This is a genomic window from Pseudomonas sp. N2-3-1-14 (assembly GCF_041228395.1).
GTDB lineage: Bacteria > Pseudomonadota > Gammaproteobacteria > Pseudomonadales > Pseudomonadaceae > Aquipseudomonas.
The window spans coordinates 6235548-6259043 of sequence record NZ_CP166199.1; the positions used below are offsets into that span (position 1 = coordinate 6235548).

Annotated in this window: 18 protein-coding genes; 14 read left to right on the plus strand and 4 right to left on the minus strand. The window is 62.9% G+C overall.

The features are described from left to right. Nucleotides 1–21: 21 nt before the first annotated feature. The 8 genes from AB5I78_RS28950 to AB5I78_RS28985 all read left to right on the plus strand — a co-directional run bounded on the left by AB5I78_RS28950 (nucleotide 22) and on the right by AB5I78_RS28985 (nucleotide 10721). Nucleotides 22–1473 (plus strand): sodium:alanine symporter family protein, encoded by a 1452-nt coding sequence (locus AB5I78_RS28950; protein WP_145158252.1) that lies wholly within the window; start codon nucleotides 22–24, stop codon nucleotides 1471–1473. 86 nt (nucleotides 1474–1559) lie between these two features. Then, nucleotides 1560–2537 carry an asparaginase gene (locus tag AB5I78_RS28955; protein WP_242201203.1) on the plus strand — a complete coding sequence of 326 codons (978 nt, stop codon included), beginning with the start codon at nucleotides 1560–1562 and terminating at the stop codon, nucleotides 2535–2537. A gap of 50 nt (nucleotides 2538–2587) precedes the next feature. Then, nucleotides 2588–3580: an AraC family transcriptional regulator gene (locus tag AB5I78_RS28960; protein WP_369302820.1), complete on the plus strand. Its 993-nt coding sequence runs from the start codon at nucleotides 2588–2590 to the stop codon at nucleotides 3578–3580. A 132-nt stretch (nucleotides 3581–3712) separates the two neighbouring features. Beyond that, the gene (locus AB5I78_RS28965; protein ID WP_369302819.1) at nucleotides 3713–4747 is read left to right on the plus strand and encodes a histone deacetylase family protein; all 1035 of its coding nucleotides are present in this window, start codon (nucleotides 3713–3715) and stop codon (nucleotides 4745–4747) included. After that, nucleotides 4744–5835, plus strand: coding sequence for a polyamine ABC transporter substrate-binding protein (locus tag AB5I78_RS28970; RefSeq protein ID WP_119741130.1), 1092 nt, complete (start codon nucleotides 4744–4746; stop codon nucleotides 5833–5835). Before AB5I78_RS28965 ends, AB5I78_RS28970 begins: the two co-directional genes overlap by 4 nt. A 295-nt stretch (nucleotides 5836–6130) precedes the next feature. Then, nucleotides 6131–6472, plus strand: a complete 342-nt coding sequence (locus AB5I78_RS28975; protein WP_370004320.1) for a hypothetical protein — start codon at nucleotides 6131–6133, stop codon at nucleotides 6470–6472. Next, nucleotides 6442–6924, plus strand: a complete 483-nt coding sequence (locus AB5I78_RS28980) for a hypothetical protein (protein WP_370004321.1) — start codon at nucleotides 6442–6444, stop codon at nucleotides 6922–6924. Before AB5I78_RS28975 ends, AB5I78_RS28980 begins: the two co-directional genes overlap by 31 nt. 8 nt (nucleotides 6925–6932) lie before the next feature. Next, nucleotides 6933–10721 (plus strand): dermonecrotic toxin domain-containing protein, encoded by a 3789-nt coding sequence (locus AB5I78_RS28985; RefSeq protein ID WP_370004322.1) that lies wholly within the window; start codon nucleotides 6933–6935, stop codon nucleotides 10719–10721. Here AB5I78_RS28985 and AB5I78_RS28990 read toward each other — a convergent pair. Continuing rightward, entirely contained in the window at nucleotides 10677–12269 is a 1593-nt protein-coding gene (locus tag AB5I78_RS28990; RefSeq protein WP_369302817.1) for a PLP-dependent aminotransferase family protein, read from the minus strand. The genes AB5I78_RS28985 and AB5I78_RS28990 overlap by 45 nt on opposite strands. 87 nt (nucleotides 12270–12356) lie before the next feature. On the opposite strand from AB5I78_RS28990, the gene AB5I78_RS28995 reads away from it, so the two are divergent. The 5 genes from AB5I78_RS28995 to AB5I78_RS29015 all read left to right on the plus strand — a co-directional run bounded on the left by AB5I78_RS28995 (nucleotide 12357) and on the right by AB5I78_RS29015 (nucleotide 18667). Then, complete coding sequence (locus tag AB5I78_RS28995) at nucleotides 12357–12995, plus strand: FMN-binding negative transcriptional regulator (protein ID WP_145158274.1); 639 nt, start codon at nucleotides 12357–12359, stop codon at nucleotides 12993–12995. Continuing rightward, nucleotides 12992–13438: a GNAT family N-acetyltransferase gene (locus AB5I78_RS29000; protein ID WP_145158276.1), complete on the plus strand. Its 447-nt coding sequence runs from the start codon at nucleotides 12992–12994 to the stop codon at nucleotides 13436–13438. The genes AB5I78_RS28995 and AB5I78_RS29000 overlap by 4 nt, the downstream gene beginning before the upstream one ends. A 10-nt stretch (nucleotides 13439–13448) precedes the next feature. Then, complete coding sequence (locus tag AB5I78_RS29005; protein WP_369302816.1) at nucleotides 13449–14120, plus strand: GNAT family N-acetyltransferase; 672 nt, start codon at nucleotides 13449–13451, stop codon at nucleotides 14118–14120. 153 nt (nucleotides 14121–14273) lie between these two features. Beyond that, nucleotides 14274–17243 carry an autotransporter domain-containing protein gene (locus AB5I78_RS29010; protein WP_369302815.1) on the plus strand — a complete coding sequence of 990 codons (2970 nt, stop codon included), beginning with the start codon at nucleotides 14274–14276 and terminating at the stop codon, nucleotides 17241–17243. A 110-nt stretch (nucleotides 17244–17353) separates the two neighbouring features. Then, entirely contained in the window at nucleotides 17354–18667 is a 1314-nt protein-coding gene (locus tag AB5I78_RS29015) for an autotransporter domain-containing protein (protein WP_369302814.1), read from the plus strand. Between the two features lie 79 nt (nucleotides 18668–18746). Here AB5I78_RS29015 and oadA read toward each other — a convergent pair whose 3' ends face one another. Next, nucleotides 18747–20555 carry a sodium-extruding oxaloacetate decarboxylase subunit alpha gene (gene oadA, locus AB5I78_RS29020; protein ID WP_369302813.1) on the minus strand — a complete coding sequence of 603 codons (1809 nt, stop codon included), beginning with the start codon at nucleotides 20553–20555 and terminating at the stop codon, nucleotides 18747–18749. 11 nt (nucleotides 20556–20566) lie between these two features. After that, a complete protein-coding gene (locus AB5I78_RS29025; protein WP_003213442.1) occupies nucleotides 20567–21982 on the minus strand; it encodes an acetyl-CoA carboxylase biotin carboxylase subunit in 1416 nt (471 codons plus the stop codon). A 195-nt stretch (nucleotides 21983–22177) separates the two neighbouring features. Between AB5I78_RS29025 and AB5I78_RS29030 the strand changes: the two genes are divergently transcribed. Then, nucleotides 22178–23152, plus strand: coding sequence for a LysR family transcriptional regulator (locus tag AB5I78_RS29030; protein ID WP_145158288.1), 975 nt, complete (start codon nucleotides 22178–22180; stop codon nucleotides 23150–23152). Here the strand turns inward: AB5I78_RS29030 and AB5I78_RS29035 are convergent. Next, complete coding sequence (locus tag AB5I78_RS29035; protein ID WP_145158291.1) at nucleotides 23082–23276, minus strand: PA3496 family putative envelope integrity protein; 195 nt, start codon at nucleotides 23274–23276, stop codon at nucleotides 23082–23084. The genes AB5I78_RS29030 and AB5I78_RS29035 overlap by 71 nt on opposite strands. Nucleotides 23277–23496 lie beyond the last annotated feature (220 nt).

Below are 23496 nucleotides of genomic sequence, written 5' to 3' on the forward strand. Positions count from 1 at the left end.
AAAATCAGCGAGGAACACTCCATGCTCGAAGTCATCAACGACTTCCTCTCAGGGAAAGTACTGATCGTGCTCATTGTCGGGCTCGGCGGCTATTTCACGATTCGCTCGCGTTTCGTTCAGTTGCGCCACTTTTTCCACATGTTCTCGGTGTTCAAAGACAGCCTGAAGAGCAGCTCCGGCCAGCTCAGCTCGTTCCAGGCGCTGATGCTCAGCCTGGCCGGCCGTGTGGGTGCCGGTAACATCGCAGGCGTCGGTATCGCCGTGACGCTGGGTGGCCCCGGTGCCGTGTTCTGGATGTGGGTCACCGCGCTGGTGGGCATGTCTTCGAGCTTTATCGAGTGCTCCCTCGGCCAGCTGTACAAGCGCACCGATGCTGAAGGCACCTACCGTGGCGGCCCGGCCTACTACATTCAGCACGGCCTGCAGAAGCGCTGGCTGGGTATGGTCATGGCGTTCCTGTTGCTGGTGACCTTCGGTTTCGCCTTCAACGGCCTGCAAGCCCACGCTGTGACCCACTCGCTGAACAACGCGTTCGGCCTGGACACCACCTACACAGGCCTGGCGCTGGCGGTATTGCTGGGCCTGGTGTTCATTGGCGGGATCAAGCGTATCGCCTCGATCGCCGACCTGCTGGTGCCGGTCAAGACGCTGGTCTACATCGCCGTGACCCTGTACGTGATCGTGCTGCAATTCGACCACGTGCCGGCCATGCTCGCGACCATCGTCAAGAGCGCCTTCGGCCTCGACCAGGCCTTCGGTGGCCTGGTGGGCAGCGCGATCATCATGGGTGTGAAGCGCGGCGTGTTCGCCAACGAAGCCGGTTTGGGCAGTGCGCCTAACGTGGCGGCAGTGGCCTCGGTAGAACACCCGATCGCCCAAGGTGTGGTGCAAGCGTTCAGCGTGTTCCTGGACACCTTCGTGATCTGCACCTGCACCGCGTTGCTGATCCTGCTCTCCGGTTTCTACACCCCGGGCTTTGAAGGCGACGGCATTGCCCTGACCCAGAACTCCCTGGCGGCGGTCGTCGGCGACTGGGGCCGGATGTTCATCTCGGTGGCCCTGGCGTTGTTCGTGTTCACCTCGATCATGTACAACTACTACCTCGGCGAGAGCAACCTGCGCTTCATCGTGGGCGACAACCGCAAGGTGCTGATGGGCTACCGCGCGCTGGTGCTGGTGCTGATTTTCTGGGGTTCCATCGAGAACCTCGGCACCGTGTTCGCCTTCGCCGACATCACCATGACCCTGCTGGCGTTCGTCAACCTGTTCGCCCTGGCGTTCCTGTTCAAGATCGCCATGCGCATCCTGAACGACTACGACGGCCAGCGCGCGGCGGGCATCAAGACGCCGGTGTTCGACTCCAGCCAGTTCCCTGACCTGGACCTGGACCGCAAGGCCTGGCCTGCGAACCCGGTGAAGCCTGAGCCTGGCGCTCAAGCCTCGGCTGAACTGAACGCTCAAGCGCCACGCTGAGCGCAGCAAGCCTAGATAGATGACACGCCGCCCGGCCTTGGGCATGCTCTGGGCCCGGCGGCGTTTTTCGTTCAGGAGAAGTCTCGATGACCACAGCTAACACCATCATGGTGCTCTACACCGGCGGCACCATCGGCATGCAAGCCAGCGCCAACGGCCTGGCCCCGGCATCCGGTTTTGAAGCGCGCATGCGCGAACAGCTTGCCACCCTGCCACTGCCTGCCTGGCGCTTCCGGGAAATGGCGCCCCTGATCGACAGCGCCAACATGACCCCGGCCTACTGGCAGCGCCTGCGCGTCGCGGTGATTGAAGCCGTGGACGAGGGCTGCGACGCAGTACTGATCCTGCACGGCACCGACACCCTGGCTTACAGCGCGGCGGCCATGAGCTTCCAGTTGCTCGGCCTGCCGGCGCCGGTAGTGTTCACCGGTTCCATGCTGCCCGCCGGCGTGCCCGACAGCGACGCCTGGGAAAACGTCAGTGGCGCCCTGCACGCGTTGGGCGAAGGCCTGTCGCCGGGCGTTCAGCTGTATTTCCATGGCGCGCTGATGGCGCCGACCCGTTGCGCGAAAATCCGTAGTTTCGGTCGCCACCCGTTTGCTGCCCTGCAACGCAACGGGGGTGTCGCCCAGGCCGAAATGATCCCGGCCGCCCTGCATTACCGTCAGCCCAAAGCGTTGGCCAACGTCGGCGTGCTGCCGCTGGTGCCGGGTATCGCCGCCGGCCAACTGGATGCGCTGATCGACAGCGGCATTCAGGCGCTGGTGCTCGAATGCTTCGGCAGCGGCACCGGGCCGAGTGACAACCCGGCCTTCCTCGCGAGCCTCAAGCGTGCGCAGGACCTGGGTGTGGTCGTCGTCGCAATCACCCAATGCCATGAGGGCGGCGTGGAACTGGACGTGTACGAAGCTGGCAGCCGTCTGCGCGGCGTGGGCGTGCTTTCCGGTGGCGGCATGACCCGCGAAGCGGTGTTCGGCAAGCTCAACGCCTTGCTCGGCGCCGGCCTCGAAATCAGCGAGGTCCGCCGCCTGGTAGAACTGGACCTGTGCGGCGAACTGAGCTGACCGGCATGTAACTTGCTCCCCTTCCAGCCATCCCCTGGCTGGAAGTTCCCATGCTGCACTCCCACCTCACCACCCTCAATGCCGTCTCTTTGGTGCTCAACACTTTCAAGGCCGAAGGTTTGCCGTTTGAGGCGCTGCTGGCCGGCAGTGGTATCTGCGCGGCGGACCTGAGCCGCTCCGACACGCGCATCACCACCAATCAGGAGATGCGTGTGTGTGCCAACGCCGTGGCCCTGCGCCAGGATGTCGGCCTGGAGCTGGGGCGCCAAATGCATGTGTCGGCCTACGGCATGCTCGGTTACGCCCTGCTCACCAGTGCCACCTTCGGTGACGCTTTGCGCCTGGCCCTGCGTTATCCGGCGCTGTTGGGAACACTTTTCGAGCTGAGCCTTGAAGAGGACGGCGATCGCATCTGGTTCACCGCCAGCGACTACCGCGAAAACCCTGCGCTGGAAATGTTCAACGTCGAACTGTGCCTGGCCTCGCTCAAGGTGATCTGCGACGACCTGCTCGGCCAGCCCCTGCCGCTGCTCGCCGCGCGCTTTAAACATGACGCCCCGGACTACCGCACGCGCTACACCGAGCGCTTCCCTTGCCCGTTGCAGTTTCAGGCCACCGCCAACGCCTTTGCGTTCGACAAGCACTGGCTCGACCGGCCGCTGCCGCTGGCTGACGCGATTACCCACCAGGCCATGGCCGAGCGCTGCCGCAAACAGAACCTGGAGTTCACCGGGCGCCAGGCCTGGCTGGGCAGGATTCGCCAGCTGCTCACCGCCCAACTCAACGCAGCACCTGGCCTGGAAGGCCTGGCCGAGCAGATGAACTGTTCGGCACGCACCCTGCGTCGGCATCTGCACGACTTGGGCTGCAGCTATCAGGAACTGCTCGACGAGCTGCGCTTTGAGCGCGCCAAGCAACTGCTGGCCGAAGACCAATGGCCGATCTATCGGATTGCCGAGGCGTTGGGCTTCAGCGAAACCGCGAGTTTCAGGCATGCGTTTGTCCGCTGGAGTGGCGTGGCGCCGAGCCAATTTCGACCGTGACGCCCCATTGAGGGGCGAATTTCGGACAGACAATTTGGCCATATTCATCCCCTTTTGGCCGCTCCTGCCATTCTCATAAACCGCGTCCGCCGCAAGACTGCATCCACCGATACAGCCTGCGGAGAACAACAAATGCTGACGATCTACTCGGACGATCACCACCTGCACCACGGCCGTTGCGAACTGATGGACGGGCAACTGATGCCGTGCTTTGAGATGCCCTCGCGTGCCGACCACGTGCTGCAACGGGTCAAGGACCGTGAACTGGGGCCGGTCAACGCGCCACAGGACTTTGGCCTGGCACCGCTGCAACGCATTCACAGCCGTGACTACCTGGATTTCTTCAAAGGTGCCTGGGAGCGCTGGACCGAATTTGGCCAGGACGGCGACCTGCTGCCCTACACCTGGCCCGCCCGCACCTTGCGCCGCGTGTTGCCCACCAGCCTGCACGGGCAGCTCGGTTACTACAGCTTCGACGGCGGCGCGCCGATTACCGCCGGCACCTGGCAAGCGGCCTACAGCGCAGCGCAAGTCGCCCTCACCGCCCAGGCCGCCATCCAACAGGGCGCCCACAGCGCCTTCGCCCTGTGCCGCCCGCCGGGGCACCACGCCGCCAGCGACTTGATGGGCGGTTATTGCTACCTCAATAACGCCGCCATCGCCGCCCAGGCCTTTCTCGATCAGGGCCACAAAAAAGTCGCGATTCTCGATGTGGATTACCACCACGGCAACGGCACCCAGTCGATTTTCTATAAGCGCAGCGATGTGCTGTTCACCTCGATCCACGGCCACCCGGAAGCGGAATTTCCGTTTTTTCTGGGTTATGCCGATGAGCTGGGCGAAGGCGCGGGTGAAGGTTTCAACTTCAACTATCCACTGCCCGCCAGCTCCGGCTGGGACACCTGGAGCGCCGCGCTGGAGCAGGCCTGCCAGGAAATTACGCGCTACGGCGCCGACATCATCGTCGTGTCCCTGGGTGTGGACACCTTCAAGGACGACCCGATCTCGCAGTTCAAGCTCGACAGCCCGGATTACCTGGCCATGGGCGCGCGTATCGCCCGGCTGGGCAAGCCCACGCTGTTCGTGATGGAAGGCGGTTATGCGGTGGAAGAAATCGGCATCAACGCCGTCAACGTTCTCGAAGGTTTTGAAGGGGCAGCCCAATGAACATGCTCAAGTCACTCGTGCTCTGCGCCGCCGTTATCAGTGGCGCGGCGCATGCCGAAGAGAAAACCCTGCGGGTCTACAACTGGTTCGACTACATCACGCCCAAAGCGCTGGATGACTTCAAGGCACAGCACTCCGACATCAAGCTGGTGTACGACATTTTCGACACCAACGAGGCGCTGGAAGCCAAGCTGCTGACCGGCAACTCCGGCTATGACGTGGTGGTGCCGTCCAACGTGTTTCTGGCCAAACAGATCGAAGCCGGCGTATTCCAGCCGCTGGACCGCAGCCAACTGCCGAACTGGAACCACCTCGATCCCAAGCTGATGAAGCTGATCGAAGCCAACGACCCGGGCAATAAATTCGCCGTGCCCTACATGTACGGCACCATCCTCATCGGCTTCAACCCGGCCAAGGTCAAGGCCGCGCTGGGTGACAACGCACCGGTGGACAGCTGGGACCTGATCTTCAAGGAAGAAAACATCAGCAAGCTCAAGCAGTGCGGCGTCGCGCTGCTGGACTCGCCTTCGGAGATTCTGCCGCTGGCCCTGCAACACCTGGGCCTTGACCCCAACAGCAGCAACCCCAAGGACTATGAAAAAGCCGAAGCGCTGCTGATGAAAATTCGCCCCTACATCACGTACTTCCACTCCTCCAAATACATGGCCGATATCGCCAACGGTGACATCTGTGTGGCCGTCGGCTATTCCGGCAGCTTCTCCCAGGCCGCCAACCGCGCCAAAGAGGCGAAGAACGGCGTGACCGTGGACATGCGCCTGCCCAAGGAAGGTGCGCCGATCTGGTTCGACATGCTCGCCATCCCCAAAGGCGCCAAGAACCCGCAGGACGCCTACACCTTTATCAACTACCTGCTGCAACCGCAGGTGATCGCGCCGATCAGCGATTTTGTCGGCTACCCCAACCCCAACAAAGACGCGACCGAGCAGGTGGACCCGTCGATTCGCAACAACCCCAATCTGTACCCGACCGAGGCGGCTATGGCCACGCTCTACACCTTGAAACCACTGGGGCGCGACGCCGAGCGCGCTCGCACGCGGGCCTGGACCAAGATCAAGTCGGGCACCTGACACCCCTCCGCCACGGACAGTCAGTGCCCCTGAGACTGACTGTCCGCCACCCATCTGCTCACAAGAGAACCTGCCACCCGAGCAGCGCTGCAAGCCTGCCTGGTCGCCGGGCCCGTCGGCCACCGGCAACGCACACTCCCCGCCGCCGCTAACTAAGTAATGCCCGCCCCCTCCTCATCGCGCCTAACGTGAGCGCGATTGTCGCCGCAAGATCAGCCAGGAACCGCTACAGCCAGGGTCTGCGCGCTGAGGCCCACGGGCGACCTCGCGTATTTCTCAAGGCCAAGGAGTGCCCATGAAAGACCTCGTTCCAACCGAAAACAGCGGATTACTAGCGCAGCTGGCCACCGGCCCGTCCCTGCGTGAAGTGGCTTGCACCACCTTGCGTGCGGCGCTGCGCGAGCTGTATCCGGAGCTCGATATCAACCCGGACCTGGCCATCGTCAACGCCCCGCAATGGCTTGAACTGGGCGGCGACATCATCCCCGCCAAGCCTGCAACGGACACCCTCACCGGCGCCCTGACACGCAGTGCAATCTCCCGCATGCCCGTGACTTACCTTGATCGCGAACACTACTTGGCGTACCCTCAGGCAATGGCCCTGACGTGCACCTGCCCGTCAGGATCGACGCGATAGGCCGACTGATCAATGAGCTGGCGCCGCTGCTGTTCGTGGCCTTCCAGGAGCAACAGATAGATTTCTGGAACCAGAGCGCAGGCACCACCGGCCCACGCTGGCAGCTATTTGCCCAGTCGCTGCGCGATGTGTGGAACGTGCAGGAGGTTCATGGCTGGAACGCCGACGACTGCGCCGTGGCGCGGGCGGTGTTCCACTGTCCCGAGTTCGTCAAGCGCCAGCCCCACGACCCGTACGCGACACGCGCCTACCTGGTGGACATCGATGCGCAGGACGCCAGCGGCGCCCAGCACATCAGCGTTACGGCCATGGCCGTGCTGATCGCGCATCACGGTGAACAGACCATCATCCTCAGCTACTCGATCGATACCGGCTATGCAAAATTTGCCAGCCTGGAGGCCTTCGGCCAGGCACTGCTGCCCTATATCGCCGACCTGCCGGCAAAACCCTGAACTGGCGCTTGCTGGAACCGGACGGCAACTTTTTCGAACACCAGGCCTGCAGCCTGATCGGCTTGCAAATCGAAGCCATGGGCGATCTCGACCTGGCCGATGCGGCCCCCAAATCGCTGTTGCCCGCCCGCGCTATCGGCATGCAAGGGGCCGAGCTGGCGCTTCTCGATCAGTCGCGTATTGGCACCACGCGACGGGCATTGCCGGCCTGGCTGCTGCAGGCCTCGGAAACCGATCAGTCGGCCTACGGGCGCTACATGATGGACCTGGCCGCGCTGAGCCTTCAAAGCAACGGCAAGACCTTCATGGACGAACTGCCAACCCTCACCGACTTCACCCGTACGGCCTTGCGCACGGCGCTCATCAAGGACCATCCGCAGGCCTCATCACTGGATCTGGACCGCGTGACAATAACGATCACCAGCCAAGTCGTGTGGGGGACCGTCGCGCTGCCTGGCCAGACGCAAACCCTGACCTTGAGCCTGGTCGAGCTGGCCTTGCAAAACCTCGTCGCGCTGCCGCTGGGCAACAAGACTGTGAGTTACCAGGACGGCAGCCCGACACCCGCGTGGATGACCGCAGACTACCTGGAGCAACTGGTCACCCAGGCAGACATCGGCAAGCACTACCCCGAGCGGGTCAACACACTGCTGCTGGCCAATCCCGAGCAAGCCTTGCGGCGCCAACAGTTGTACGCCGGACAACTGAGCCTGCAACTGCCCTTGCTGGCGCTGCAGTACAAGATTCGAGGCCTGTTCGACGTTGACGAACAGGGTTATCGCTACGTGCACGCGGTCATGGCCAGCAGCGCGCAACACCGCCGAGTGGATGGCGTCACCGTGGTAATCCGGCCGCTGACACTGCGCCCCCGGTGGCGCGTGAGCGGCGCCACCGACAGCGTCGATAACATGTTTCTCATTGGGCCACAGGACCCTGCGAGTGGCCCTTGCCTGTTGTATCGACCATTGTCCAACGAACCCTTGGTGCAGTTTCCCTCACAGGCCAACCTGCTTTACGCCATCAAGCAGGACACGCCGTTACGCCAGTCGGTACTGGCCTGGTTGCCCGACGCTGTGCGCCAGGATTACGCCCAGTTTGTCTTCCCCGGCAGCGTGCTTTCACCCTGGGTCCTGCCGACGCTGCTCAGCGAGCCGATGAGTTCGATGGTGATGAGCGGCCCGATTGAGTTCGGCACCCAGGCGCTGGGCGCGGACTGCCTCGCGGTGCTGTACAACGCCAACGCCCGCGCCCTGGTGACACTGGCCGACCGTCAATCGGTGTCCAATGCCGAGGCTCGCTGGGAAAGCTTCAAGCATGCAGGCTGGATTGTTCTGAATGCGGCGCTGCCGTTCATGGGCCGCACAGCGGGCGCCGCAGCCTGGATCTGGCAACTCATGGATGACCTGCAGCAGGTTATCGAGGCCCGAGAAAGCGGCGATCAAACGGCGGGCGTGAGTGCTGCCGTGGACTTTTTTCTGACCCTGGGCATGGCCCTGGCGCTGCACATCAGCCTGCAGCGCGCGCCGGTGCGTGCGCCTGAAAAACGCCCGCCGCCGGCAGCGTCGTTACCGGCCAAACCGTCGATCATCCAGCACCCCACGCTCGACACCGCGCACCTGCCGACTGACCATGACATCAACCTCCACACCCGCGGCGCCCTCACGCGTAACCGCAACAGCCTGGACGCGACACTGGACAGTTTCAGCCTGGCCAAACCTGCAGGGCTGGGCGACATAATCACCCAGCCCGGCCCTCATCTGCACCTCTACCCCAAGGGCCAGGCGTGGTACGTCCCGGTGGCGCAGCGCTGGTTCGAAGTGACGCTCGATGAAAACGACACCGTGCTGATCATCGACCCCAAGGACCCGAAACGCGAAGGCCCGGCCTTGATTGGCAACCGTCTCGGCCAATGGTTTGTCGACACCCGGTTGCGCCTGCGCGGCGGCGGAATGCGCAGCCGGCGACAGAAAGGCCAGCGCCTGAGGCCGCCGAAAATCCGCGAACTGCGTGAGCAACTGGCAGCCTTCGACACACAGGTCGAACAACGGCGCCAGGACATGATGGGTTTGCAGCAGGCCATCGATCACGCGCCACCGGCCGATCGCGCAGAGGCCCGCACCACCTACCTGACGCACGTCAGCAGGCGCCTTGAAGAATTGGACGTACCGATTGCCCAGCTCAAATCGCTGAACATTCTCGATACCGTGCCGACGTATCAGGAAGCCATGCTGGGCTACCTGCATGACCAGATGATCCTGGCGCGAAGTGCCACCGCCGAACAGATGATCCGCTTTCGAGACGGGCTGCACACCGTGTCTGAATACCTGGACAACGAGGACTTGCCAGACACCCCGATGGCCCTGGAAGACTGCCGTGCCGTCGACGCGTCGACCCAGGCCATGGTCGAGCGCATCAGTTACCTGCAATCACGGTTCAAGGAGGCCCGCGCCCTGGGGGTCAAAGGCGTGGAACTGGTGCTGCGCCACGAACAGGTGCTGCCCAAGATAACGCTGGATGACCTCAAGGCGTTCCGGATCACCCTGTCACGCTTCCTCTGCGTGAATGAAGCCGCCTCGGCCAGCAAAGACACTGCCCGTTCGGTGATCGCCCAGATGGTCGACCGGGCGGAACTGGCGGTACAGAGCCTGTGCGAAGCCTTGCAGCCAGACAATCTGGCCACGCTGGATGAACAGATCGAGGTCCTCGACAGCCTGGTAGACCAGTTCACTGGCCTGGATCAAAGCCTGGCCGATTTGCCGGCCGATTTTCCACTGGACGTGCATCGCCCGGCCCTGGAGACCTTGCAGCAGCTCACCGAAGAGTTCGCCCAACGGGCGGTCAAGCAAATGACCACGCTGCTGCGCGAGCGCAAGGCCTTGGAGTCGGCGATTGCCGGTCCCTCGACGCCTGTGCCCAGACCGCAGAAAAAGGTGATCAAGACCCGCTTCCAGGGCATCGTGGTCGGCGAAGAACGCCCGCCACAACGGGGAGAACCGACCCCATTGGTGGAGGTCAAGCAAGCACTGACCGGCAAGGTGATTGCCCTGTTTCATAAAAAGGACGGGGTATGGGTTGAGCGTGAGCGTACGGGCGCGCGGCCCACTGCGCGGGCGCAGCCGCGAAACGTGGCCGCCGGTATCGCCAGTGCTCAGGCGCTGCTCGACGATGTCGAACAGTTCATCACGCGCACCCAGCGCCTGGCCGGCGAGGCAAGACGCCTGCCCGTGGAGATTGAAGAGCGTTTCCACCGCCGCGCCGCGCAGCTGGCCCAGGCCGGCGAGGACATTGAGGAGGCATTGACCGCCAGCAATATGACCGAAAGCGGCTCACCGTCGGCCGCCTTGATCAACCGCAGCCTCGATGCCGCGATCAAACGCCTCTACGCCGAGGGCCTGCGCACCCGGCTCGACATGCTCAAGCAGCGCCCACCGACGGCCGCGCATGTCGAACTGCTGTACCGTGAAAACGAGATCATCATCAAACCGCTGCCAGGCCCACGCAGCAAGCTTTCCGGCCGCCACAAGGGCTATTTGAAGGAGTACGAAATCCTCGACGCCAAACACTCGAATGCGCTGTGGTACGCCCACTTTCACTACAAGGACCTGGTCAGTCCCGAGGAGGCCTACACCGCCGCGCACCTCAAGACCCAATCGCAGCGGCGTCTGGGCGGCAAGTATGAAGCGCCGGCCAAGGCCGATGACCGCGACAATATCGCGGTGTACCGCAGTGAGATCGGTCCATTGCTGGCGCGATCACTGTTCTTCAAGACTGCCGCCTTGCCGGTGCCCCGGCGCTGAAGGTGGTGGCTGACAACCCCAAGCGCGGTACAACCGTCCAAGCGCCTGCGCGATGCTCGCCGGCGGCACGGCGGCAAACCCCAAGACCAGACCGGCGCGCTGGTCGGGAGGTGTGCTGGAGTCCGGCAGCCAATAGGCGCTCAAGCCATTGACCTCGACCCCCACGGCGTGGGCCTGCGCCACCAGTTGCTGTTCGCGGGCGAGGCTGTCCACTCGCACCGTGAGGTGCAAGCCTGCCGCGACAGTGGGCAGGCTGCTCACGCCCGGCAGCTCACCGGGCCAGCCGCTCAACAGCGCGTCACGCCGGCTCAGCGCAGCGCGTCGCATACGCCGGATATGCCGCTGAAAGTGCCCCGCCGCCATAAACTCCGCCATCACCGCCTGGGTACTGACCTCCGAGTGGCGCATGTCGACCGCACGGCGCCGCGCAAACGCATCCACCAGGGCCGGCGGCAACACCAGGTAACCCAGACGCAACGCGGGAAACGCCACTTTGCCGAATGTGCCCACGTACAGCACCCGCCCCTTGCGATCCAGCGCGGCCAAAGGCGACAAGGGTGCGCCGCTGTAACGGTACTCGCCGTCGTAATCATCCTCGATGATCCAACCGCCCGTGCGCTCGGCCCAGGCCAGCAGTTCAAGGCGGCGGGCCAGGCTCATGACCACGCCCAACGGGTACTGGTGGGAGGGGGTGACATACGCCACGCGACAATCGCTCAGGGTATTGAGCACCTGGCAGTCAATGCCCTCGCCGTCCACGGGTACGCCGTGCAGGCGCCCACCGGCCAGGGCAAACGCGTGACCGGCGGCGCGGTAGCCCGGATTTTCTACCGCCACGCCATCGCCCGGCTCTACCAGCAACTGTGCACAAAGGCTGATTGCCTGTTGCGCGCCGCAGGTGATCACAATTTGCTCAGCCGCACATTGCATGCCCCTGGAGCTGCGCAAATAAGCGGCAATCAGACCGCGCAGGCGCGCGTCACCCGCCGGGTCGCCGTAGCACAGCTGCTCAAGGTCCGGTTTGCGCCAAAAAGCCCCATTCAGCTTGGCCCAGACCTCAAACGGAAACAGATCAAAGGCAGGCACACCCACGCGAAATGCCCGTGGCGGCCCCGACGGAGGCTGGGACAGATGGTTGGTTTTTACCCGCGCCAGGCTCGTGCTGTGGATAACTTCATGGTCCAGATCTTCCGGCAAATCCGGGCATTTTGTGGATAAGGCTGGGGATAAGCCTGTTGAAAACCCTGTGGATACTTTTGTGGATAGTTTTTTCGGCGTGGGCAACTGGGCAACGTAGGTGCCGTCGCCAACGCGGCTCTCGATAAATCCCTCTGCATACAGCTGGTCATAGGCACGTACCACACTGTTGCGAGAAATCGACAACGCCGCCGCCAGGTCACGGGTGGCGGGCAACCGCGTGCCGCTGACCAGCCGCCCGTCCAACACGCGCTGGCGCAGGGCGTCATACAGCTGGCGCGTTAAACCCAGGCGGCGATCCAGCTCAATCCCAGCGGGGTTGAATGACAGCGGCGGCGTGATGCACGACATATTGGACCTATGAAATTGGCGCCAGTTGGCTCTTACAACAGACCAATAGCCTGCCTAGGATGCAGGCATTCGCCAAGGATTATTTCCATGTACACACCCCGCGCCTTTGCCCTCGACGATTTGCCCGAACTGCAGCAACTGATCCAGCACACTCGCCTGGCGCAGTTGGTGACTTTTGGCGAGCAGGGCCTGCAAGCCAGTCACCTGCCGCTGCTGCTCAACCCCGATCAAGGCCCGAACGGTACGCTTTACGGGCACATGGCCAAGGCCAACCCCCAATGGCGCGACCTGCAAAATGGCAGCGAAGCCCTGGTGATCTTTGCCGGCGCCGACGCCTACATCAGCCCGGCGTTTTACCCGGCCAAGGCCGAGCACGGCAAAGTGGTGCCCACCTGGAATTACATCGCCGTGCATGCGTACGGCAAGGCCGAGGTATTTGCCGATGCCGAGCGCTTGCTGGCGGTGGTCACGGCGCTGACCGACCGCCACGAAGGCAACCGCGCCCAGCCCTGGAGCGTCAGCGATGCCCCCGCCGACTACATTGACGGCATGCTCAAGGCCATCGTCGGCTTCGCCCTGCCCATCGAGCGCCTGATCGGCAAACGCAAACTCAGCCAGAACCGCAGCCAGGCCGATATCAACGGCGTACGCGAGGGCTTGGCCGCCAGCATTGATGTGCGCGATCAGACGCTCGCGCGCTTTATCCCTCAAGGAGGCACAGAATGAGCCAGATCGATATCCGCCCCGTCACCGCCGCCGACCATGCCGCCTGGCTACCGCTGTGGCAGGCGTACTTGAGGTTCTACGAAACCCAATTGCCCGACGCCGTCAGCCAAAGCACCTGGCAGCGCCTGATCGATGCCAGTGAGCCGACCCATTCCGCCCTGGCCTGGCAGGACGGCAAGGCGGTGGGTATGGTCAACTTCATCTACCACCGCTCCAACTGGAGCATTGAAAATTCCTGCTACCTGCAGGACCTGCTGGTGGAGCCGGCCCAACGCGGCAGCGGCGTGGGTCGCAAGCTGATCGAGTTTGTCTACGCCACCGCCAAGGCTGACGGTTGCTGCAAGGTCCACTGGTTGACCCACGAGACCAACGCCACCGCGATTCAACTCTACGAACGCATTGCCGAACGTCCTGGCTTTATCCAATTTCGCAAAGGTCTTTAAGGAGCCCCGCATGCCTATCTCACCCGCCGACTGGAAAGGCGTTCCCGCGCCCACCGTCCAAGTGCTCGAAGGGCGTTTCATCCGCCTGGAAAAACTCGACCCCGCGCGCCATGGCGATGGCCTGTTCCGGGCCCTTGAAGGCCCGGGCGCCGATCCGAAGCTCTGGGACTACTTGCCTTACGGCCCCTTCCCCGAGCGCGCCGCGTTTGATGCCTGGCTCACCAACCATGCCCAGCACAGCGACCCGTATTTCTTCAGCGTGATCGACCGCCAGAGCGGCGAGGTGCAAGGCATCCTCAGCCTGATGTCCATCGTCCCGGCCCAGGGCCGCATCGAAATCGGCCACGTGACCTTCGGCGCACCGATGCAACGCTCGCCCAAAAGCACCGAGGCGGTGTACCTGCTGGCCAAATACGCTTTCGAGCAGGGCTACCGTCGCCTGGAATGGAAGTGCAACAACGCCAATGCCCGTTCCAAATACGCGGCGCAGCGCTTGGGCTTCAGCTTTGAAGGCGTGTTCCGCCAGCACATGGTGGTCAAGGGACAGAACCGCGATACGGCGTGGTATTCGATCCTGGATTCGGAATGGCCAACCCTTGGAGCGGGGTTTGAAGCGTGGCTGTCCGAGGCGAACCAGCATGGTTCTGGCCAACTGAAAACACTGGCCGAGTGCCGGGCCTGATTCTCAGCCACAACGCAAAACCATTGTGGGAGCGGGCTTGCTCGCTCCCACAGTTGATCTGCAGCGGGCCCACTGCTGTCATCTCAGCGACACATTCCTGCAACCACCCTTCGCTATACAGGTCGACTCGTTTCCATAACAAGGTCGTCCGCCATGCCCCCGTCGCCCCACCGCCTCGCACTCGCCATCACGTTATTGGCCAGCGGCCTTGCTGAAGCGGCGCCTGCGCCGACCAAAACCGTGCAGATCGACACGCCCACCACCACGGGGCAAACCCTGACCGGCAGTGATTCGTTGACCACCACAGCGGCGGGCAGCCTCACCACCTCCGGCGTGGCCGTCACGCTCAAGGACGGCACCAGCGGCGCGGGCGTGGTGATCACCAACGCGGGCAAGCTGGTCTCCAGCGGCGGGCGCGCTATCGACAGTTCGGGCACGCTCACCGGGGCGCGCAACTACAGCGTCTACAACCTCGCGGGCGGTGTGATCCAGGGCGCCAATGACGCGCTGCGCATCAACAGCAATTTTGCCAGCGGCAGTTTGTTGATCGACAACAGCGGCACCATTCGCTCGGCCACCGGCCAAGGGCTGGACCTGGATGCGGTCCGCAGCGCCAACGTGACAACCACGATCATCAACCGCGCCGGTGGGTTGATTCGTGGCGATGCCAGTGACGGCATGAAGACCGGCGCCAACGCGAACATTACCAACTACGGCGAGATCTCGACCGGCGACACGTTCTCGCGCGATGACAAATTCGACGGCGTCGATATCGACTCCGCCACCGGTGTGACGGTGACCAACTACGGCCTGATTTCCGGCGGTCGCCATGGCATCACCACCGACCTGGGTGCGTCGCTGACCAACTACGGCACGGTGATTGGCCGCAACGGCTCGGGCTTTGGCTCCGACGGCGACGGCACGGTGATCAACCACGGCACCATCACCGGCGCGTTCTCCGGTTTGCAGCCGGATGGCGACGGCGATGGCGTGGACATCGACAAAATCGCGCATATCGAAAACTACGGCATCATCCAGGGCATCGGTGCCGGCGGTGTCGACAAAAATGGTTTTGCCAACGGCAGCGAAGGCATCGCCCTGGGCGGCGGCTATGTGTACAACGCCAAAGGTGCGCGGGTCAGCGGCGCCAACAACGCGATCCTGGTGGACGACGGTAGCGACGGCCCGGGCGTTGCCGCGACCACCCTGGAAAACCACGGCGTCATTGAGGGTCTGAATGGCTTTGGCGTGAAGTTTGTCGGCAACTTTGCCGACACCGTGATCAACGGCGGCACCATCAGCGGCAGCAATGGCCTGGCTCTGGATCTGGGCGGCGGCGATGACACGCTGGTGTTGCTCAATGGCAGCCGCTTTGTCGGCCTGGTGGATGGCGGCGCCGGCTACGACCGACTGAGCCTGGATGATGCTGCAGGCGGCAGTTTCGGTGACAGCCGCAACGTCGAATGGCTGGCCGTGAAACAAGGCACCTGGACCCTCACCGGCAGCGGCGATTTCAGCGACGGCGGCGAGATTTACAGCGGTGCCAAACTGATCAACCAGGGCGGCATTGCCGGTAACGTGACAGTCGATGCCGGCGGTATTTACGCCGGGGGTGGCTCGGTGGGCAGCCTGGTGGTCAACGGCACGCTGCAAACCAATACCGCGCTGGGCACCGCCACCATCGCCCGCGACTTGACCATGGGCAGCGGCGCGACCCTGGCCTATGGCGTGAATGCCGATGGCAGCAGCGCGCCGCTCAAGGTCGGCGGCACGGCCAACCTCAATGGCGCGACGCTGGCAATCAACCCTGCCAGCGGCACGTACCCATGGCAGAGCCATTACACCGTGCTGCAAGCCGGCAGCATCACGGGTCAATTCGGTACCGTCACCAGCGACTATGCATTCCTCACGCCGAGCCTGGATTACAGCCCGACTCAAGTCGGCCTCACGTACACCCGTAACGACATTGCTTTCAATCAGTTCGCCAGTACCGGCAACGGCGCCAGCGCGGCCAACAGCCTGGCAGGCCTGGGCACTCACAATCCGCTGTATAACGCCTTGCTCTCCACCACCACCGCCACGGCAGGTGCAGCCATCGAGCAATTGGCCGGCAGCAGCACTGCCAACCTCACGGGCGCCACCCTCGGCGCCAGCGCCCAAGTAGGCAACAGCATGCTTGCGGCGATGCATCAATTGGGCGGCGGCGCGGGCTTGATGGTCGGGCTTGATCAGCGCGACACCCCAGTGCTCGCCGCCAGCGGCGTACCCAGTGAGGCGCGCAACCTCAATGACCCGAACGCGCGCGGTCGCCTGTGGCTGCAGGGCATCGGCAGCTACGGCAAGCTCGATGGCGAGCACGGCAGCAACGGCCTGACCCAACGCACCAAAGGCACGGTGCTGGGGGCCGATTGGGCCCTCGACAGCGACTGGCGCGTGGGTTTGCTGGGCGGTTATTCGAAGACCGACCTGGACACCTCCGGCGTGGACGGCAACGTCGACAGCTGGCACGCCGGCGTCTATGCCATGCGCCAGAGTGGGCCTCTGGCCTTGCGCCTGGGCGCGGCTTACAGCGGGCACCAGGGCGATAGCAAGCGCACGGTGGCCTTCAACGGTTTCAACGACCGCCCCAAAGGCGACTATGACGCCAACAGCCAGCAGGCCTTTGCCGAACTCGGTTATGCCATGGGCAGCGGCCACCTGAGTGCCGAGCCATTCGCCAACCTCGGCTACCAGCGCTACCAGCGTGACAGCTACAACGAAAAAGGCGGCGCCGCCGCGCTGCATGTCGACGGTCAGATCCAGGACAATTTCAGCAGCACATTCGGTTTGCGCCTGGCGCACCTCAGCCAACTGGACAACGGCATCAGCCTCACGCCCCGTGTCAGCGCCGGCTGGAAGCACACCTACGGCGATGTCGACAGCAGCACGCGTCAGGCTTTCCTGGCCGGCGGCACGGCGTTCAATGTCGAAGGCAGCGCCCTGGACCGCAACAGCCTGCTACTCGAAGCCGGGCTGGACGTCGGCTTGTCGGCGCGCCACAGCCTGGGCCTGGGCTACACCGGCGAGATGGGCAGCAACAGCCGCAATCACGCGTTGGTCGGCCAATGGCAGATGAGTTTTTAATCGCTCAGCACTAAAGACAACTCCCGCGAATCAGGGGTCGGTAGCCTGACAGTTATCGCCCCGTCATCTCGCTAAATTCCCGGCCTCTTATTCCATGAGGCTGGATTTACATGTCACTTGCACAAAAACAGTTCGCTATAGCCCTTACCCTCATGCTGGTGGTCACTGCTGCTCCGTTTGCACAAGCGCAGAGGAACCTGGAGCACGACAGCGGCTGGCTTAACGAGATCCCTCTGGGCGATCAGCCCGCCGTGCACGACCGCGCGCCTCCCGCGCCTGGCGATGAGTTCTACTTCGTCGAGCATGCCACCACCCATAACGGTAAACAGGCGGCGATCATGCTCGATTACGCCATTGATCAACTGTTGGAGTCTGGCGCGCTGGGCAAGCGGGAACAGGATGCACTTGAGCACCTGGGCAGTTACCTGGGCAGCCTGGCGCCAGGCAACGTCGGCGCGGTGCTTGAGCAATTGGCGGGCAGCCAGCATGCCAACCTGGGCACCGCCACCCAAGACAGGCTGAAACAGCTGAACGCCAACCTGCTGTCGGCGATCCGCGAGCTGAGCGGCCAGACACGCGAAGGCGCTCGGGTGTGGCTCAACGGCCTGGGCAACAGCGGCGAGCTCGACGACCAGCGCGGCAGCGCCGGTTTGCAGCAACGCACACAAGGCCTGATGGTCGGCGCCGACTGGTCGGCGAACCCCGCCTGGCGCGTCGGCGTCATGGGTGCCAAGTCAGGCAGCAACCTGAACGCCAAACGTTTCAAGGCCGAACTGCAAAGCTGGCACCTGGGCGCCTATGCCCTGCGCCAGGACGGCCCGCTGGCACTGCGCCTGGGGGCGATTTACAGCCACCACGACGGGCGAAATAAACGCAGCGTCGACGTCGATTTCCTCAACTTGCGCAACCAACTCAAGGGCAAGTACAGCGCTCAGAGCCAGAACGCATTCGTCGAGTTGGGCTATCAGCTGGGCGGTGCCGCAATCAGCATCGAACCCTTTGCCGGTCTCGGTTGGCAGCGCTATCACCGCGACAGCTTCACGGAAAAAGGTGGCGTGACGGCCCTGAACGTCGGCGAACAAACCCAACAGAACCTGGGCAGCACCTTCGGCCTGCGCCTGTCGAGCCTGTATGCCCTGGGCAATCAGATGAGCCTCACGCCCCACTTGAGTACACGCTGGCAGCACCTCTATGGCGACGTCAGCAGCACGGTTCGCCAATCTTCGGCATGGGATAAACGCGATGATTTCGACAGCGGCTTCACCCTAAAAGGCACCGCCCTGGATCGCAACAGCCTGGGCCTGCGCGCCGGTCTCGACCTTGCACTGTCGGCCCAACACACGCTGGGCCTGACCTACACCGCTGACGTTGGCAGCAACAGCCGCAATCAGGGGTTGATGGGCCAATGGGCCATGGGCTTTTGACCCACACTTTATTTCAGACGAAAAAAAAGGGGGGCACCTGCCCCCCCGAGGATTAAGCGGTCGTCTTGAAGGCTGTTATTCAGCCTTCGATTTCAATCAGGATTTCGCCAGGGTTGACCCGGTCGCCCTTGGCCACATGAACGGCGCAAACTTTGCCGGCAATCGCGGCCTGCACTTCGGTTTCCATCTTCATGGCTTCGGTAATCAGCACGGCCTGGCCAGCCTTGACCACGTCGCCTTCCTTGACCAGCACGTCGACGATATTGCCCGGCATTGCCGTGCTGACATGGCCCGGCTCGGTCGCGTGCTTGCGCTTGCTGCCGCCGCTGCTGACGAACTCGTTGAGCGGTTCGAACACCACTTCTTCGGGCATGCCGTCGATGGACAGGTAGAAGTGGCGCTTGCCTTCGGCCTTGACGCCAACCCCGGTGATGTCGACGCGGTAGCTTTCACCGTGCACGTCGATCACGAACTCGGTCGGCACGCCTTCGCCACCGGCGCGCGCTACGCCGCCGGCCTCAGGAATCGGCAACAGCACTTCCGGGCTCAAGGTGCCGGCGTCACGCTCCTCAAGGAACTTGCGCCCGATGTCCGGGAACATCGCATAGGTCAGCACGTCTTCTTCGGACTTGGCCAACGTGCCGATTTCGCCGCGCAGCTTGGTCATTTCCGGCTTGAGCAGGTCAGCCGGGCGGTGGTCGATCACCTCTTCGCTGCCGATGGCCTGGCGGCGCAGTTTTTCATTCACGGTGCCTGGCGCCTTGCCGTAGCCGCCTTGCAGGTAGAGCTTCACTTCATTGGTGATGGTTTTGTAGCGCTCGCCAGCCAGCACGTTGAAGAACGCCTGGGTGCCAACGATCTGCGAGGTCGGGGTAACCAGCGGCGGGAAACCGAGGTCTTCACGCACGCGCGGGATTTCGGCCAGCACTTCACTCATGCGGTTGAGCGCGCCCTGCTCTTTCAACTGGTTGGCCAGGTTGGAAATCATCCCGCCCGGCACCTGGTTGACTTGCACGCGGGTGTCGACCGCCGTGAATTCGCTTTCGAACTGGTGGTATTTCTTACGCACGGCGTAGAAATACAGACCGATTTCCTGCAGCAGCTCCAGGTCGAGGCCGGTGTCGAACTCGCTGCCTTTGAGGGCGGCAACCATCGACTCGGTACCTGGGTGGCTGGTGCCCCAGGCGAAGCTGGAGATGGCGGTGTCGATGTGGTCGGCACCGTTTTCGATGGCCTTGAGTTGGCACATCGCGGCCAAACCCGCCGTGTCGTGAGAGTGGATAAAGATCGGCAGGCTCTGCTCGGCTTTGAGCGCCTTGACCAGCTCGCCCGTGGCGTACGGCGTCAGCAGGCCGGCCATGTCTTTGATGGCGACCGAGTCGCAGCCCATGGCTTCCATCTGCTTGGCCTGGGCCACAAACGCGTCAATGGTGTGCACCGGGCTGGTGGTGTAGGCGATGGTGCCTTGGGCATGTTTGCCGGCGGCTTTCACCGCTTCGATGGCCACGCGCAGGTTACGCACGTCGTTCATGGCGTCGAAGATGCGGAACACGTCGATGCCATTCACGGCCGCCTTGGCGACGAAGGCTTTGACCACGTCGTCGCTGTAGTGGCGGTAGCCCAGCAGGTTCTGGCCGCGCAACAGCATTTGCAGGCGCGTGTTGGGCAATGCGGCGCGCAGTTTGCGCAGGCGCTCCCACGGGTCTTCTTTGAGGAAACGTACACAGGCGTCGAAGGTCGCGCCGCCCCAGACTTCCAGCGACCAGTAGCCGACTTTGTCGAGCTTGTCGCAGATCGGCAGCATGTCGTCGGTGCGCATGCGGGTCGCCAGCAACGATTGGTGGGCGTCGCGCAGGATGGTGTCGGTTACGAAGATCTTTTTAGTCATTGGAATATTCCTCACAGGCCTGCGTGGGCGGCGATGGCGGCGGCGATGGCCAGGGCCAGCTCTTCGGGTTTGCGCTTGATCGAGTAGTTGGTCAGCTCAGGATGGCTTTCCACAAAACTGGTGTTGAACTGGCCGCTGCGGAATTCCGGGTTACGCAGGATTTCCTGGTAATAAGCGGCGGTGGTCTTCACGCCTTGCAGGCGCATGTCGTCCAGGGCACGCAGGCCGCGGTCCATGGCTTCTTCCCAGGTCAACGCCCACACCACCAGCTTCAGGCACATGGAGTCGTAGAACGGCGGGATGGTGTAGCCGGTGTAGATCGCCGTGTCGGTACGCACGCCGGGGCCGCCGGGCGCGTAGTAACGGGTGATCTTGCCGAAGCTGGGCAAGAAGTTGTTTTTCGGGTCTTCGGCGTTGATGCGGAACTGCAACGCGAAACCACGGTGCTGGATGTCTTCCTGTTTTACCGACAGCGGCAGGCCCGAGGCGATGCGGATCTGCTCACGCACGATGTCGATGCCGGTGATTTCCTCGGTGATGGTGTGTTCCACCTGCACGCGGGTGTTCATCTCCATGAAGTACACCTCGCCCTCGGCGAGCAGGAACTCCACGGTGCCGGCGTTCTCGTAACCCACGGCCTTGGCTGCGCGCACCGACAGGTCGCCGATGTAGGCGCGCTGTTCCGGGGTCAGCTGCGGACTTGGAGCGATTTCGATGAGCTTCTGGTTGCGGCGCTGGATTGAGCAATCACGCTCGAACAGGTGCACCACGTTGCCAAAGCTGTCACCGAGGATCTGCGCTTCGATGTGCTTGGGATTGACGATGCATTTTTCCAGGAACACTTCCGCCGAACCGAAGGCCTTGGTGGCTTCGGAAATTACGCGAGGGAAGGCTTGTTCGAGTTCTTCGCGGCTGTTGCAGCGACGGATACCACGCCCGCCGCCACCGGAGGTGGCCTTGAGCATCACCGGGTAACCAATGCGGTCACCTTCGGTGAGGGCTTCGGCGATGTCGGCAACGTTGCCTTCGGTGCCGGGCGTCACGGGTACGCCGGCCTTGATCATGCTGCGGCGCGCTTCGGTCTTGTCGCCCATGCGGCGAATCACTTCGGCCGATGGGCCGATGAATTTGATCCCGCGTTCGGCGCAGATGTCTGCCAGTTCGGCGTTTTCCGACAGGAAACCGTAGCCGGGGTGCAGCGCATCACAGCCGGTTTCCACGGCCAGGTTCACCAGCTTGCGCGGGTTCAGGTAGCCGGCCAGAGGCTCGGCACCAATGCTGTGGGCTTCGTCGGCACGTTTGACGTGCAACGCATGGCGGTCGGCGTCCGAGTAAACCGCGACCGAGCGAATGCCCATCTCGGCGCAGGCACGCACGATTCGTACGGCAATCTCACCACGGTTGGCGATCAGGATCTTTTTTATCACTTGGAAATTCCCTTGAGCCGATTGCTGCGTCTTCAACCCGCTGAGTCCGGGTCGGCGCGTGACCAAATGTTTCATGACAGTCGCGAGACACACACTAGGCGCAACGGAGGATTAACAAAAATCAATAATTATTGGGTTGTGTATAAGTAAACACTTATAGTTGGCCGAACGGCCTGGGGCGAGAGGATTCAAATAATGCGTAAGTCATTGATGCGTATGACATTACGCCAGTTGCAGATTTTCAACGAAGTCTGTGATTTGCGCTCCTACAGCCGTGCCGCCGAGGAAATGTCCCTCACACAACCGGCCGTAAGCCTACAAATTCGTCAGCTGGAAGAGCTGATCGGCCAGCCGCTGTTCGATTACGTCGGCAAAAAGCTCTACATGACCGAGGCCGCCGAAGCCTTGCAACGCGCCAGCCGGGATATTTTCGGGCGCCTGGAAAACCTCGATATGCAGCTGTCGGACATGCAGGGCTCGCTGCAGGGCCAGCTGAAGCTGGCGATCGAATCCAGTGCCAAATACTTCGTGCCGCACCTGTTTGCCGCCTTCAAGCGCCAGCACCCCGAGGTGCAGTTGCACCTGACGGTGGTCAATCGCGCTCAAGTGATTCGAAGGCTTTCAGACAACCGTGATGACTTGGTGATCATGTCCATGGTGCCGCAGGACATGGGCCTGGAATTTCTGCCGTTTCTGAACAACCCGATTGTCGCCGTGGCGCCGCTCGACCACCCCTTGAGCCTTCAAGGCCCGCTGCGCCTGCAGGACCTGGAACCGTACACGCTGCTGGTGCGCGAGCCGGGTTCCGGCACGCGACTGGCCTGCGAGGAGTACTTCAAGGAAAAACGCGTGCACTTCACCCAAACAGTGGAAGTGGCCTCGGCCGAGGCGCAGCGTGAATGCGTGAGCGCGGGGTTGGGCGTGGCGCTGCTGACGCGCCACGCGATCAACCTGGAACTGGCCACCGGCGGGCTCAAGGAGCTGCCGGTGGAAGAACTGCCGCTGTACCGCAGTTGGTGCCTGGTGCAGGCCAAGGCCAAGCGCCTGTCACCGGTGGCCCATGCGTTCCTGGGCTTTATCCGCAGCGAGCGGGTGCAGATCAGCGCGTTGGCTGAGCGTTTCGCTGGGCAGCCGCGGGTGCCTGCCAGTGGAGTTCAGGGTAGTCCGTGATGCTCTGGAGCAATTGGCGCTCTTCGCAACGGTCTTCGATTGCGCGACGAAACGCCATGCGGCGCTGGTCTTCTTGCTGACGACGGGTTTTGACGGTGCTGCTGTCTTCGTATTGCCGGGCCATGTTGAGTCTCCCAATGCGAGTACGGGGAGTTCAGGATGGGCGCGGCGGATGACGGTTTGGCGGCGTGGGGGTTACAGGACGATGAATATTCCGGAATTGAAGGAGATTCCCTGTGGGAGCTGGCGTGCCTGCGATGCAGGCACCGCGGTTTTTCAGTTAAACCGAGGTGACGCTATCACGGGCAAGCCAGCTCCCACATTTTGACCGGGTGCGACCTTGA

Coding starts and splice junctions, on each gene's coding strand:
- AB5I78_RS29030 (WP_145158288.1), top strand. CDS start 22,178: ATGCGTAAGTCATTGATGCGTATGACATTACGCCAGTTGCAGATTTTC.
- AB5I78_RS28975 (WP_370004320.1), top strand. CDS start 6,131: ATGAAAGACCTCGTTCCAACCGAAAACAGCGGATTACTAGCGCAGCTG.
- AB5I78_RS28970 (WP_119741130.1), top strand. CDS start 4,744: ATGAACATGCTCAAGTCACTCGTGCTCTGCGCCGCCGTTATCAGTGGC.
- oadA (WP_369302813.1), bottom strand. CDS start 20,555: ATGACTAAAAAGATCTTCGTAACCGACACCATCCTGCGCGACGCCCAC.
- AB5I78_RS28965 (WP_369302819.1), top strand. CDS start 3,713: ATGCTGACGATCTACTCGGACGATCACCACCTGCACCACGGCCGTTGC.
- AB5I78_RS29000 (WP_145158276.1), top strand. CDS start 12,992: ATGAGCCAGATCGATATCCGCCCCGTCACCGCCGCCGACCATGCCGCC.
- AB5I78_RS28995 (WP_145158274.1), top strand. CDS start 12,357: ATGTACACACCCCGCGCCTTTGCCCTCGACGATTTGCCCGAACTGCAG.
- AB5I78_RS28990 (WP_369302817.1), bottom strand. CDS start 12,269: ATGTCGTGCATCACGCCGCCGCTGTCATTCAACCCCGCTGGGATTGAG.
- AB5I78_RS29005 (WP_369302816.1), top strand. CDS start 13,449: ATGCCTATCTCACCCGCCGACTGGAAAGGCGTTCCCGCGCCCACCGTC.
- AB5I78_RS29015 (WP_369302814.1), top strand. CDS start 17,354: ATGTCACTTGCACAAAAACAGTTCGCTATAGCCCTTACCCTCATGCTG.
- AB5I78_RS29035 (WP_145158291.1), bottom strand. CDS start 23,276: ATGGCCCGGCAATACGAAGACAGCAGCACCGTCAAAACCCGTCGTCAG.
- AB5I78_RS29010 (WP_369302815.1), top strand. CDS start 14,274: ATGCCCCCGTCGCCCCACCGCCTCGCACTCGCCATCACGTTATTGGCC.
- AB5I78_RS28955 (WP_242201203.1), top strand. CDS start 1,560: ATGACCACAGCTAACACCATCATGGTGCTCTACACCGGCGGCACCATC.
- AB5I78_RS28960 (WP_369302820.1), top strand. CDS start 2,588: ATGCTGCACTCCCACCTCACCACCCTCAATGCCGTCTCTTTGGTGCTC.
- AB5I78_RS28950 (WP_145158252.1), top strand. CDS start 22: ATGCTCGAAGTCATCAACGACTTCCTCTCAGGGAAAGTACTGATCGTG.